The organism is Aquimarina acroporae (assembly GCF_023195925.1).
In the GTDB taxonomy this organism is placed as follows: domain Bacteria; phylum Bacteroidota; class Bacteroidia; order Flavobacteriales; family Flavobacteriaceae; genus Aquimarina; species Aquimarina acroporae.
In genome coordinates this window covers 97324-111479 of sequence record NZ_JALPRE010000018.1, presented here as the reverse complement: position 1 = coordinate 111479, position 14156 = coordinate 97324, and the positions used below count along the sequence as shown (strand labels likewise).

Here is a 14156-nt window from a genome sequence, read left to right as displayed (position 1 = left end):
ATGCCAGATACATTAGATGACATACAGCTAAGGAGTGAAGAAGTACAAGAAATATTAACTCGAGTACCTCATTGGATGATTCGTTGGGGTAACGTGCTTATTTTGGTTTTAGTCCTTTTATTATTATTCTTATCGTGGTTAATAAAGTACCCCGATGTAATACCTGCAGAGGCCATTGTTACTACAAAAATTCCTCCTCAAAAAGAATATGCAAGAACCAATGGCAAACTTGAATCTATATTGGTTAAGGACAATCAAATTGTACCCGAAGATACTCCCTTAGCTATTTTACAAAGTACTGCAAACTATAAAGATGTCTTTTACCTGAAGTCTATTGTCGATACTACCAAATTAAGTAACGAAAGTTTTACATTTCCTGTTGAGCAATTGCAAGGTTTATTTCTAGGTGATATTGAAACTAGTTTCGCGTTGTTTGAAAATAGCTATTCAGAATACGTCCTTAATAAAGAGCTTCAGCCTTTTTCTAATGAAGCTATAGCTAATCAAGTATCGTTATCTGAATTATATAGAAGATTAGAAAGCTTAAAGGCTCAAAAAAGATTGGGTAAAGCAGAGCTTGATTTCAAAAGAAAAGAATTGCAACGACAAAAAGAGTTATTCGAAAAAGGAGTGATTTCTGAACAAGAATATGAAAATAAAGAACTAGATTTTTTACAAGTTGACAGAAATTATAAAAACAACGATGTTCAATTATCTCAGATAACAGAAAACATAAGTAATGCTGCCAAAAATTCTAAAGGCACAGAAATTAATAAAAGGAAAGAAGAAATCAATTTATTTAAAAAAGTATTGCAATCTTTTGATCAACTAAAAAAGAGTATTAAAGATTGGGAATTGCAGTATGTATTAAAATCTGATATTGAAGGTCGAGTTTCATTCCTTAATTATAGAAACAGCAACCAAACCGTTACGGCTGGGGATGTTGTTTTCATAATTATTCCAATCGAGAAATCTTCGTACATCGCCCGTATCAAAGCTCCTTCTCAAAATTCTGGTAAAATTAAAATCGGGCAAACTGCCAACATCAAATTAGAGAATTTTCCAGATGATGAGTTTGGAACACTCAAAGGAACTGTCGATTACATTTCACTGTTACCAGATAGCAATGGATTATATCTAATCGATGTAGCTTTACCTGATAAACTTATAACAACCTATAACAAAGAGATTCCTTTTAAACAAGAAATGCGAGGAATCGTAGAGATTGTTACTGAAGATCTTCGTTTAATCGAACGATTTTTCTATCAATTCAGAAACTTAATGGATAAATAATCGAGGCTAAAGTTTATATTGATCACGCCGCTTTGGGTAAGTATACGCAAAAAGTACTCCCCTCTCCTACAGAACTCTGAACTTCAATTGAACCTTGGTTTAATTCAATAAGTTCTTTACAAATTCTGAGTCCAAGCCCTGTACCTGTCTCGTTTTGTGTACCCGGAGTTGTAAACGTTTCCTCAGCGAATAATCGGTTTAGGTGTTGTGGATTAATCCCTACTCCAGTATCTTTAAAACGAATTTCATAGTGATTCTCTTTATCCTCAGAAACCAAAGCAATTGAATCGCCAGGATTACAAAATTTAATAGCATTGGCAATTAAGTTTTGGGCTACTATTCCAAACATATCTCTATCTGCATAGATTATGGTTGGATCTAGATTATTGATCAGTTGTATATCTTTTTGCATTGCCTTCTGCTGAAAGAAGGAGAACTTATCTGAGATAACATCTGAAATATCAAAAGAGGTAGGTTGAGCATTCAATTCCTTTAATTGAGATTTTGACCAGTTTAATAAATTATGTAACATAATTGAGGTCTGGTGTGTTCTATTTGCAAGCAATGGCGTTATTTGCCTAAATTCTTCTGTTGAGATTGTATTATCTTTTAGAAGATTTAGACTTCCCTCCAAGCCGTTTATTTCATTTTTTAAATCATGTGAAATTATAGAAAACAACTTATTTTTTACCTGATTAGAGTTATCCAACTTAGCTATTAATCTTTTGCGTTCATTTCTTGTTCTAATAATTAGAATTAAAAATGTTAATATAGCGATTACAACTCCCAAAGAAATATAAGTAATCAAACGATATTGAAACAATTGAGCAGAGGTTTCCCGTTCTCTTTTTTCTTGTTCCTCTATAAGTTTAAGTTGTTGTAATTCTGCTTCATATTGGGCTTTAGTTTTTTCTACTTCTTTCGCAGTAATTTCAGATCTCCTTTTGTCTGCTAACTTTTGATATTTTCTTTGCCATCCTAGAGCACCTAACAAATCTCCTTTCAAAGAATCTAATTTAAAAGAATACTTATAATTCTTTAACAGTAGTGGCACAGCATTAGCTTTTGAAAAATCTTCTCTTGCAGTTTTAAGAAGTCCATCTGCTTTGTTGTATTCTCCTTGTTCTAATGCTATAATACCTAATTGTTGTTTTGCATTTATAACCAGTAATTTAAAATTGGTCTGACTACCCACGCATAAAGTAGTATCGTAATATTTTTTTGCAGCTGCATATTCTTTGCCGTACATAGCTGCTTTAGCCATAATACTGTAAGATTGGGCAGTATGCCTAAGATCATTTTGAGTCTTATTAATCTTCAATGCTTCTTTCAATAATTTTTTAGCTTCCTTTAAATCTCTGTTTTCTGTATATAACAACGCCAAATTATTCATTACCATGCCTAAACCATCTGTTCTTAATCGCTTTGTTATTGCAATAGATTTTAGATAATACTTTTCCGCAGAAGGAATATCTTTCAATTCCTTATAAATAATGGCTAGATTGTTATAAACGCTAGATAAACCTATACTGTCTTTTAGCTGTTCACGATATAATTTTGCTTTCAGTAAATAGTTTGCACCTTTCTCAAAATTACCCTTACCTTGTTCTATAATGAATCTATCATTATACACTGTAGCCAAACCATTTAAGTCATTAACTTTTTCTAAGTGAGTAAAGGCTTTTTGGAAATTTCTATCAGACTCTATACTTCGATTAAACCCATTACTTATATTTCCTTTTTCCCTGTAAACCAGTCCTAAACCTTTATCATATTGTAAAGCATTTCCTATGCTAATTAGTTCATTAGCAAACGTATTAGCCCTATCATATTGTTCTTCAGAAACTAATTCTCTAAGGTCATTTACAGCGTTATTAAAAGTGATAGAATCCTTTAACGTTTTTATTTCTGAAAGGTCAAAACGCAATCCTTGATTTTGGGAAAAACCAATGCGTATGATAAGTATTACAAAACATATAAATAAGTGTTCCTTTTTTATCTTCATATCTTGGGGCTTATATTAGACAAAAGGTTAATTTTATCCGCAAAATACACAAAAATACAACACAAACAACAATTTGAAATCTTTTTCTTACAATAAATTATGGTTTTACCATAAAAAAAGAAAACCTCTTTAATAAAAAGAGGTTTTTCTATTCATTTACATTGATTTTAGCAAAAATTATGAGTTGGTATCATCTATGGCATTAGTTTGTTTTCCAGTTATCCAATCATTTATTAAGTCTTCCAAAACATTAAGAGGAACCGCTCCATTGGTTAGCACTACATCATGAAATTCTCTTATATCAAATGTATCTCCTAATTTTCCTCTGGCATATTCTCTAAGCTCCAAAATTTTGTTCATACCAATTTTATATGCGGTGGCTTGACTAGGCATTACAATATGACGCTCTACCATTTTTATAGCATCACTTTCTGCGTTTGGTGTATTATCGGTATAATATTTTATACCTTGCTCACGAGTCCATTTTTTTGCATGAATTCCAGTATCTACCACCAAGCGACAAGCTCTCCATAGCTCCATAGCTAATCTTCCAAAATCAGAATATGGATCATTATAAAGTCCTATTTCTTTTGGCAGAAATTCATTATACAATCCCCACCCTTCTATATATGCAGTATATCCTCCAAATTTTCTAAACTTGGGAATATCTTTTAATTCCTGTGCTATTGAAATTTGCATATGATGTCCTGGTATTCCCTCATGATAGGCTAAGGCTTCCATTTGATAAATAGGCATCGCTTCCATATCATACAAATTTGCATAATAGGTTCCTGGTCTGGAACCATCTGGTGTTCCCCTTTGATAAAATGCCTTTCCTGCACTTTTTTCCCTAAAAGGCTCCACAGCTTTAACAACAATGTCTGCTTTCGGTTTTGTTAAAAATAACTCATCTAACCTAGATTTCAGATTATCGATTAGCCCAACTGCTCTTTTTAAATAAGCTGCTTTTCCTTCTTCATCATTAGGATAATAAAACCTTTTGTCTTCTTTCATAAACTGAAAAAAATCTTGTAAGGTTCCTTCATACTTAACTTGCTTCATAATGTCACGCATTTCATTATGAATACGCTCTACTTCCTTTAGACCCAATTCATGAATTTGATCGGCTGTCATATCGGTAGTTGTAGTTCTTTGCAATGCTATATTGTAAAACTTATCCCCTTTCGGAAATTTCCAAGCACCATCATCCGTAGTAGCTCTTTGTTGTTGTTTTTCGAGTAAACCAATAAGATTATCAAAACCACGTTTTACATCCTCAGCTAACGCTTTTTCAGCATTCGTTAACAACTCTTCTTTTTCTTCTTCAGAAAGCTCTATTGCTCCTATTTTTCCTTTGAAATCGGCTAATAAAGTACTCTCATGGTTAGATTGATCAAAAGGCCGTCCTTTAATGATGTTTCTACTGTCGTCTAGGACTTTGGTAAAAACAAACTTTGGAGGTAGAATTCCATTCTTTTCTCTCATTTTCATGTTCTCGATCAACTGCCCAAATAGCTCGTCCATACCACTCAGTCTAGAAATGTATGCTTCAGCATCGCTCTTATTTTCTACACGATGCATATTTATCATAAAAGCAGGAATTTCTGCCTGCATACCGTGCATTTGATTTACAGGGTAATCGTACAATCGATATTGAAAATCCTCGATTTCATTTTCCAAATCTTGCTTCATTAACTTGTAACTAAGCAACGTAGCTTTATTTAATTTTGAAATATCAACAGAGTCTTTAAGATACGCCAATCTTTGCTTAGTAAGCTCCATATTTTCAACTTCTCTCTTAGAAGATATATCATCCCATTTTCCATAGTCCTCAGTTTTTACTCCTAAATAGGTTTGGGTCATTGGGGATCTATTCATATCTACAACAAATTGTTGTTCGAACCAGTCGTTAAGTTCCTGAGATTTTTGTGCTATCTCTTCTTCGCTTATGACTGCTTTTTCAGGCTCACCAGATTGTTCTTTACAACTCAACACCGTTAATAAAGCCAATCCTAATAAAATCCTTATGTTACTTAGATATCTAATCATATTCAAGCTCTAGATTGATTATTTTAATATTGAAACTTCTATTGAAGAATCATGAAATACTTTGTGTGTCTGCTTCGTAAAATCTGATTCTTTCGCCTTAAAGATATTTGGCACATAGGTTTGTGGGTTCAAATCGATCAAAGGAAACCATGTACTTTGTACTTGAATTTGAATTTTATGTCCTTTCTTGAAGGTATGATGTACATCTTGTAATTTAATATTTACATCAGTTTTTTGATTAGGAACAAAAGGTTCTGGTTTACTAAAATCATTTCTAAAACGCCCTCTCATTATTTCACTACGAACCATCATATGATAATTCCCCATTTTGAGGTATTTCTGAGTCTCTTGAGTATCTTCTACATCGTTAGCAAATACATCTATCAATTTAACCACCCAATCTGCATCAGTCCCTGTTGTGGCTACCTTTAATTTAGCCAGAACCTCTCCAGATAAGGTTACATCTTCTGTGAGTACAGGAGTTTCAAAGACTAATACATCAGGTCTTCTTGCAGCAAATCTCTGATCATCGGTCATGTATTTTCTAGGAGTAAATACCATTTTAATATCCTCAGAATACGGCACAGGTTTTTTAGGATCACTTACAAATTCTGAAAAATCTCCTCCCTGACTTTCATCAAGACCTTTGGAAGAAAGGTAAAATGTTTTCTTCTCGGTATTCTTTGGTGGCCAACTTTCATATGAATTCCATTCTTTTTTACCTGTGTCAAAAATCTGAATCTCTGGTAAACCGGTTTTATCATCTCCGCTACCTTTCAAGAAATGATTAAAGAACTTAGTTTCTACATTCTTTTGGTAGTTTTCAGACAATTTATCACCAAAATATACATTCCCAACGGCTTGTCTTTCTTTACTACGTGCCCAATCTCCGTGGCTCCACGGACCAAAAACCATGATATTATAATTATCACTTCTATTTTCTATGTTTTCATAGGTCTCGAATGGACCATACAGGTCTTCAGCATCGAATAATCCTCCCACAACCATAACTGCAGGTTTGATTTTTTCTAAGTGTTGGATGATTCCTCTTTTTTGCCAGAACTCGTCATAATTTGGATGTTCTTTTAACTGTGTCCAAAAAACATTATCTTCTTTATAATATTTATCTAGATTACTTAGTGGACCAGCATCTAAGAAAAACTGGTATTGATCTTTACTTTTTAGATCAGGAAAGCTGTACCAACCTTTATCTGTAGGTTCTGTTTTTTCATATCCGAATACTGCAGTTGCTCTCCAGTAGCTCAAAAGATACGCTCCGTTATGATGAAAATCATCAAAAAAGAAATCACCAATACAAGCCTGTGGCGAAACCGCTTTCAGTGCTGGGTGTGAATCTAGTAATGAATATGTTGCATAAAAACCAGGATAAGAAATACCCCAAACTCCAACTTTTCCATTGTTATTGGCCACATTTTTTACCAGCCAATCTATAGTATCATAAGTATCACTTGCCTCATCGAATTGCTTCCCTTTTTTATTAGGAATATAGGCACGCATATTATCATAGACTCCCTCACTCATCCATCTACCTCGAACATCTTGATATACTATAATATTACCTTCTTTCATCAAGTATTTATTAGGCCCAATTTGAGATCTAAACTGATCTGCTCCGTATGGTCTTGAACTGTAAGGAGTTCTTTGCATAAGGATAGGGTATTTCTTTGAAGTATCTTTGGGAGAGTAGATTGTAGTATGCAGCTTGGTACCATCACGCATTACAATATCTACCTCTTGTTTTGTGTAATTTGCTTTTACATCATAACTATCCTTTTCCTGGGAAAATCCAGAACAAGAAATAAGAAGAAATAAAAGCTTGAGAACAGTAATTTTGAAGAATCGCATTTTGATAAATTTAGTTTATGGTGGAAGATAAAAAAATGGTATTGTGAGTATGATGCCTTTAAGGAGATTTTAACACAGTGATTGTTTGAGATCACTTTCATTCAAACTACAAAAACCTTTGGTGACCCCACCAAAGGTTTTTCTATTCATACCTTATGCAGCTATACTCTCAATATGAATACCCCTACACATATTAAGCATACCACAAAAGATACTACTGAGCTTGAATGTTTACTTCGATCAGGTTATATCCTCCTCTTGGATCTCCAAACCATGTTACTCCTGGTGCACTGTTGATAACACCTTTTCCGAACTGTACATCTTCTAGTGATGATACTCTTCGAATTGAAGTATCTGCGTCTGCAGCTCCCGTATTTGGAGTTCCCTGGTTCATTACTTGATTTGGTCCGAATCCTACTGGCTCGTCGTCTTCCGTTCCTGCATCATATAAATAAGTATTTGAACTTACTTCGGTTCCTGAGAAAGGACTTCCATCATCATTGAACAATGTTAGACCAACATTATTTGTACTAATAATCCAATCATTAGATTTTACAAACATAGTTCCGAAACCAAGTTTATAATCTTGTCCTTGTGGTACTTCGATGGTAAATGTATGAGATCCTCCTGGCATAATTGGCCCTGCTTCAGCCGGCAGAGCAACAGGAATACCAAAATCTTTCAGGTAATCATAAGCGACCATTCTATTTCCATCTTCAGCTATTTCTTCCATTCCACTGGATGGTTTTGCTTCATCTCCTTGTGTGAACCAAGGGTCTCTATCTGTGTTAAATGCATAAATGAATGATGGAGAAAAAGGTGTTAATGAAGAAGATAACCTTAACGGCGTTCCTTGTGATCCAGTTTCTGTAAACCAGTTATAAAGCTCACCTGGCATACCATCTTCTGCAATAGCTTCTAACCCTACTCCTCTGTCTTCTTCACCTAAGGTAAATAATGGCTCTGGTTGCGCATGTAGTACCACAATACCAGGAGTAACTACGAATCCGTTATCCTGGCTTGCTGCCATACCCGGATCAGGTGTATTAATTGCAGTAATGGTAAGCGTAAATGTTCCTGCCGAGCTTCCATCTCCATTAGTATAATCTAATACCGCTGTTACATAAATATCTCCAGTTCCTCTTCCAGGCACCAATCTTACAGAAGTATTAGGATCCGCTGGTCCCACATCTGCTCCGGCTGGAGGAAATGTAGTTGGATCTCCGTCTGCTTCGGTACCTAAATCATATAATGACAGTTGATCTGCAATATCTACACCATTCAGTGCCTGCCCGTTAGGAAATAAATCAATTCCAGCAAGGTCTGTTGGTGCCAAGAACCAATCATTACTATTCCCCATCATCGTAACTGGGGTAAATTTGGTTCCAGGTACAGCTTTAAATGACACTTGATATTGAGATCCATCTGTAGTTAATGGTCCAGGACTACCTGCACCAACTGGAGTAGTAAAGGTATGCACATTTAAATAGTTTACTGTATTTTTAATGGTAATACTAAAAGTAGTTCGATTAATTGGTGTTGCATTACCCATCCCAAAAGTTGGATTTATAGCTTCGGCCCAATCGCTGGCAGCATCACCTTCTCCGTCATAGGCAATGCTATAACTTGGTAGTCTTACTCCTTCTACAAATTCACCTACAGTCCAAATTCCTGCTTCTACAGCAACATTTTCTCTTGCACTACCCGATGCTCCCCATTGCACGAAATCAATGATTGCATCAGCACTTGCAAAAGTGTTTGTAGAATATAACCCTAATCCTTCACTATCACCTAATTCATTCCAGTTAACCACTAGAAATTCTCCCGGAGCTAATTCTTTATTTCCGCTTACTATTGTTGCGTTATCTATTTGAAGGTATTGACCAGGCCCTAAACATAACCAGTACGGGGCAAGGTCTACAGGAACTGTCCCGTTATTCCATAATTCTATTTGTTTATCTTCCCCATAATTTACTTCATTTATTACGATAGAACGCACATCGTTATTTGGCATGGTAAGTACGTTTTCTGCACCAAACGTAACCGACGTTGTTTCGGCCCAATTTCCTGCTCCGTTACCCTCTCCATCGTAAACGATACTATTTTCGGCTCCAGAAACGGTTGGTACAAACTCTCCTGCTGTCCATAGACCAGCAGATACTGCAACATCTTCTCTTGCACTACCTCCTGCACCATACTGTACAAAATCTACTAAAGCATCAGAGTTAGTAAACTCGTTGGTAGAATATAATCCTAAACCTCCATTATTATCGGGTAAATTATATGCCAAAACAAGATATCCCTGAGCAGGAATTACAGTATTACCGCTTTGTGGAGTTAAATCACCTATTCTCTCATAGGTTCCAGGCCCAAGGCATAACCAATAATCGTTAAGGTCTGCTTCCTGATTTCCTCTATTAAAAATTTCAATAAGATCAGTTCCCTGAAATCTCACTTCGTTTAATACAACGTCATTTTGAACGTTATCTGTTCCTCCATCGGGTGGAGCTACAGCATCATCATCGTCACTACACGATGCAAATGCTAATAGTCCGATTAATACTAAAAGATTAATTTTTTTCATGATACAATATTTTTATTTGTTTGTTTTATTTTGAAACAAATGTAAATATCAAATCAGCTTAAAAACGGTGACAAAAGTCACTGAAACATGTTAAAAAAATGTTATTTAATTATCTGATAATCAAATAGTTGAATACAAATTTACCTCAACACCAAAAGGTGCTTTTACAGCACCAAAAAGAATTGAAAAAATGAAAATTTTATGCGGTTACGAGTTGTGTAAGTTCGATGTGTCTTTTATGTTGAATCAATAAATTTGTTGCTTGTAATTTTTTGGTTAACCTAGAAACTACTTCTCGTGACGTTCCTAAATCTGAAGCTATTTGCTGGTGAGACATTTGAATCATATTGCAGTTTTGCAACTTCGCCTTCTCGGTCAAATAATTTACCAATCGATCTTCTATCTTGTAGCATACAAATTGCTTTGTGGTATGCAGTAAATCTTCATAATTACGCTGAAAATCTTTTAATATAATTTGGGTAAAGGACGGATACTTCAAAAACCATTCTTTTACCTTTTGCATGGGTAAGCATAGGACTTTGGTTTCTTTTTCGGTCATTGCAGAAAAACGTACAGCTTCCTGTGCAAATAAGTGATTAAAACTTAATATACAACATTGACCCGGATGGATATAATATAAGAGAAATTCAACCTCTTCTTCTTCGGCACACATCTTAATTAAACCATCTAAAATAATAGGTAAGAAATTTAAATAGCTTCCTTGTCGCACCACATATTCTCCTTTTGGGATTTCTTTAAGTTCGCCAAATGATAAAATCTCATCCTTAAGTTCTGTCTCTATAAATGGAAAGCACTGGGAAAGTTCTATTTTTTCTTTTATCATTCTTCAACTGATTATGGTTTGTACACTTATACAGTCGAAAAATTGATATTTACTTACAGCAGCGCTATAATAAAAATTTATAACGCTATCTTTTTTAATTATTTATTATGATAGTTTTGCAATCCAGTCTTGAGCCATTTTAGGTATTCTTGTACGTCTGGAGTATATGCGGTAGTTTGATTTAATAGATTCATATTAGCATCAATTAATACATAATAGGGCTGAGAATTATTTTTAAAGTTAACCGTTTGAAAGGTTGCCCATTTATCTCCTATGGTGCGAATGTTCTTTACTCTTCCGTCTTCCTTCAGAAACTTAAATTGATCATTTTCTGATAACTCTTCACGATCATCAACATACAGCGAAATAAGTACATATTTATCTTTAAGTACTTCTATAATTTCTGGATGACTCCATACCTGTTCTTCCATTTTACGACAATTAACACAGGCCCAACCTGTGAAATCTATCATAATCGGTTTGTTTTGAGCCTTTGCAGCCTCTACTCCTTGATCAAAATCTGTATATGCATCTAAACCAAGGGGACCGTGAGACTCTTTTTCGTAAATACTATAAAATAACGGTGGAGGAAACCCGCTTAACAGTTTTAAGTTTGCATATGCTGTATTGGTTAGGCCTGGAATAAGATATACCACAAACAATAAGGTTACAATTCCCAAACCTTTTCTACCCAAACTTAATTTCTGAATAGGACCATCGTGAGGAAATTTAATCTTACCAAAAAGATATAGTACCATTCCTATTCCAATCACTATCCAAATACCAATAAATATTTCTCTTTTTAAGATACCCCAATGCTCCACAAGGTCTGCATTCGATAAAAATTTGAATGCCAAGGCCAATTCGATAAAACCAAGTACAACTTTTACAGTATTTAACCAGCCTCCGCTTTTTGGAAGTGAGTTTAACCAATTTGGGAACAATGCAAATAACGCAAATGGTAACGCTAGCGCAAGACCAAAACCTCCCATACCAAAACTAAGTTGCATTGCACCTCCATCGGTACTTAACGACCCTCCTAATAAAGATCCTAAAATAGGTCCTGTACAAGAAAAAGAGACCAATGCTAGGGTAAGTGCCATAAAAAACACACCTACTATCCCTCCTATGCTTGTGGCTTTACTATCTAAACTATTACTCCAAGAAGAAGGTAAAGTAATTTCAAAATAGCCGAAAAACGAAATGGAAAAAACTATAAATATGATAAAGAAGACAATGTTAAGGGTAACGTTTGTCGATATATTATTTAATATTTCGGGGTCTACCGAATCTAGTAAATGAAAGGGTAAACTTAACAATACATAGATGGCAAATATGAAAAACCCGTATAAAATAGCATTAAACAAACCTTTTTTCTTGTCTTTTGCACTTTTGGTAAAAAATGACACGGTAAGAGGAATCATTGGAAATACACAAGGCGTTAACAATGCTATCAAACCTCCTAAAAATCCTAAAATAAATATGTTTAAATAACTTTTCTGATCTACTTGATCTGAAGGAAATTTTTCCTTCCCTTTCACTTCAATATTAAGCGATTCTGATTTAATTTTATCAGTTTCTGTAATAGAAGTAAGGTCTCCTTTATTTTCTGAAGCTTCTCCGCTCAAATTCAAATTAAACTCAACAATATCTGGAGCCAAACATCTTTCATCATCACATACAGAAAAAAACACCTCTGCCTTTACAGTTTTTAAATTTTTATCTATTTGCTTAATTTTTTGGATAAAAGTCACGTTCTCTTCAAAGTACTTTACCTCCATTTCAAAGATATTATCATACTTTTCTATCCCCGCGGGCTCTATAGTCTCTCCTACTAGTGTATATGTCTCTGGAGTATTGTTAAAAGAAAACTCTGTAGGTGTTGGTGCAATATCATCGGTTTCGGCTTCTTTTTGAGAATATAAATGCCAACCTTTATCTAATTTTGCATTGAATTTTAGAATATAACTATCTTCTGTTTCCTTTTCAATAGTAGCTTGCCATTTAATAGGCTCTAAAGTTTGAGAAAATGATATTGTAGAAAATAATACAGTTGTTATAAATAGTAGAAAGTACCGCATTAGGTTATTGTTATTTTTAATATTTGTTTAGTTTGAGGCTTAATTTTGAATCGGTCATCTGCTCTATAGTTTATTATCCAAATAATCTCTTCTCCAGAACATAACAACCATACTCTTTCTTTTGCGAGCAAAGATAATTTTTCATCTTTAAAATATTTGCTTAATTTTTTCTTGCCCTGCATTCCTAACGGATAAAAATAGTCGCCTTCTTTCCATTTTCTTACAACTAAAGGGTATTTTAACTTTTCTTTATCAACAAAAATGGTCTTTAAATCAGCTGATTCCATTGTACTTACATCCTTAAACTTTAAGGCTCCCGAAGGAAACATAAGCATAGTTTCTTCTTTTGGAATTTTGTACTGGTGATTGGGTACAGATGTGATAATAGGACTTATTAATAAACGTTCTCTATCTTTAACCAGTCTATATTTCTCTGAGAAAATTTGCTTTCCAGATTGAGCTGTAATCATTTGTTCAATATCATTCCAGGCTCGAAAACCATAATCTTTCAGTAAAAAATACAAGCATGTTTTCAAATTTCCATACTCCTGCAACCTATCAATAGAAATACTTATTGTCCCATCTTCACAAAATAGAAGTACATCTTTTTCAATCTTAAATAATTGTCCTTTTATGAATTCATTACTCGCTTTTAGATGCGTTAATGTATTTTTAAAATTACTTAGAAAAGTAGTATTGATAGATTTAAGCTCGGGAATGATATCATGACGTAACTTATTTCTAAGATACTTTGTACTACTATTACTACTATCTTCTCTCCAATGCAGCTCATCTTGTTGGGCAAACTCTAAAATTTGTTCTCTAGAATATGGTAATAATGGACGAATGTAAGTGTTGTTAATTTCTGGAATGCCAAGTAAACCTTCTATTCCTGTTCCCCTAGATAGATTAATTAAAAATGTCTCTAAGTTATCATCTGCATGGTGGGCGGTAAGAACATACTCGTATTGATACTCATTTGCTATTTTTTCGAACCAAGAATATCTCAATTCTCTAGCTGCCATTTGAATAGAAAGCTTATTCTCTGTTGCATATTGTTCTGTTTCAAATTGAGTGCAAAAAAATGGGGCTTTTAATCGTGCGGCCAAATCTTTTACAAATACTTCATCTTCATCACTCTCTTTTTCTCTGAGTTTAAAATTACAATGGGCGATACCAAATTCAAAAGACTGCATTTCGCATAATCTGGCAAGTACCACGCTATCCAATCCACCACTACAGGCAATTAATAATCTACTCCTCGATAAAAAAGAAAGATGATTTGAAATGTGTGCTTTAAACTCTTTTGATAACAAGACGACATTAATTTTTAATGATTTTTCAAAGATACAATTTTGATTTACTATCTAAGAACGATTCAAACCTTGTTTTATTTGCTGATTTTCAAGTTTTTAACACCAAAATTGATTTGTT

The 14156-nt window shown here is 34.2% G+C and carries 8 protein-coding genes; 1 reads left to right on the top strand and 7 read right to left on the bottom strand.

From position 1 onward, the window contains the following. Positions 1-1293: an HlyD family secretion protein gene (locus M0D21_RS20945; protein WP_248333148.1), complete on the top strand. Its 1293-nt coding sequence runs from the start codon at positions 1-3 to the stop codon at positions 1291-1293. Between the two features lie 22 nt (positions 1294-1315). Here M0D21_RS20945 and M0D21_RS20940 read toward each other — a convergent pair whose 3' ends face one another. The 7 genes from M0D21_RS20940 to tilS all read right to left on the bottom strand — a co-directional run bounded on the left by M0D21_RS20940 (position 1316) and on the right by tilS (position 14038). Beyond that, positions 1316-3298, bottom strand: coding sequence for a tetratricopeptide repeat-containing sensor histidine kinase (locus tag M0D21_RS20940; protein WP_248333146.1), 1983 nt, complete (start codon positions 3296-3298; stop codon positions 1316-1318). Between the two features lie 177 nt (positions 3299-3475). Then, on the bottom strand, positions 3476-5347 hold the full coding sequence (locus tag M0D21_RS20935; RefSeq protein WP_248333145.1) for a DUF885 domain-containing protein: 1872 nt from the start codon (positions 5345-5347) through the stop codon (positions 3476-3478). Positions 5348-5365: 18 nt separating this feature from the next. Continuing rightward, the gene (locus tag M0D21_RS20930) at positions 5366-7213 is read right to left on the bottom strand and encodes a CocE/NonD family hydrolase (protein ID WP_248333143.1); all 1848 of its coding nucleotides are present in this window, start codon (positions 7211-7213) and stop codon (positions 5366-5368) included. 214 nt (positions 7214-7427) lie between these two features. Next, positions 7428-9797, bottom strand: a complete 2370-nt coding sequence (locus tag M0D21_RS20925) for a spondin domain-containing protein (protein WP_248333141.1) — start codon at positions 9795-9797, stop codon at positions 7428-7430. A 199-nt stretch (positions 9798-9996) separates the two neighbouring features. Beyond that, positions 9997-10641: a Crp/Fnr family transcriptional regulator gene (locus M0D21_RS20920; RefSeq protein ID WP_248333140.1), complete on the bottom strand. Its 645-nt coding sequence runs from the start codon at positions 10639-10641 to the stop codon at positions 9997-9999. A 98-nt stretch (positions 10642-10739) separates the two neighbouring features. Beyond that, the gene (locus M0D21_RS20915; protein ID WP_248333138.1) at positions 10740-12722 is read right to left on the bottom strand and encodes a cytochrome c biogenesis protein CcdA; all 1983 of its coding nucleotides are present in this window, start codon (positions 12720-12722) and stop codon (positions 10740-10742) included. Then, on the bottom strand, positions 12722-14038 hold the full coding sequence (gene tilS / locus M0D21_RS20910; RefSeq protein WP_248333136.1) for a tRNA lysidine(34) synthetase TilS: 1317 nt from the start codon (positions 14036-14038) through the stop codon (positions 12722-12724). The genes M0D21_RS20915 and tilS overlap by 1 nt, the downstream gene beginning before the upstream one ends. Positions 14039-14156: the final 118 nt, after the last annotated feature.

Excerpts from the sequence above, each read along its gene's own strand:
- M0D21_RS20915 (WP_248333138.1), bottom strand. The coding sequence starts at position 12,722 with ATGCGGTACTTTCTACTATTTATAACAACTGTATTATTTTCTACAATA.
- M0D21_RS20945 (WP_248333148.1), top strand. The coding sequence starts at position 1 with ATGCCAGATACATTAGATGACATACAGCTAAGGAGTGAAGAAGTACAA.
- M0D21_RS20930 (WP_248333143.1), bottom strand. The coding sequence starts at position 7,213 with ATGCGATTCTTCAAAATTACTGTTCTCAAGCTTTTATTTCTTCTTATT.
- M0D21_RS20920 (WP_248333140.1), bottom strand. The coding sequence starts at position 10,641 with ATGATAAAAGAAAAAATAGAACTTTCCCAGTGCTTTCCATTTATAGAG.
- M0D21_RS20940 (WP_248333146.1), bottom strand. The coding sequence starts at position 3,298 with ATGAAGATAAAAAAGGAACACTTATTTATATGTTTTGTAATACTTATC.
- M0D21_RS20935 (WP_248333145.1), bottom strand. The coding sequence starts at position 5,347 with ATGATTAGATATCTAAGTAACATAAGGATTTTATTAGGATTGGCTTTA.
- M0D21_RS20925 (WP_248333141.1), bottom strand. The coding sequence starts at position 9,797 with ATGAAAAAAATTAATCTTTTAGTATTAATCGGACTATTAGCATTTGCA.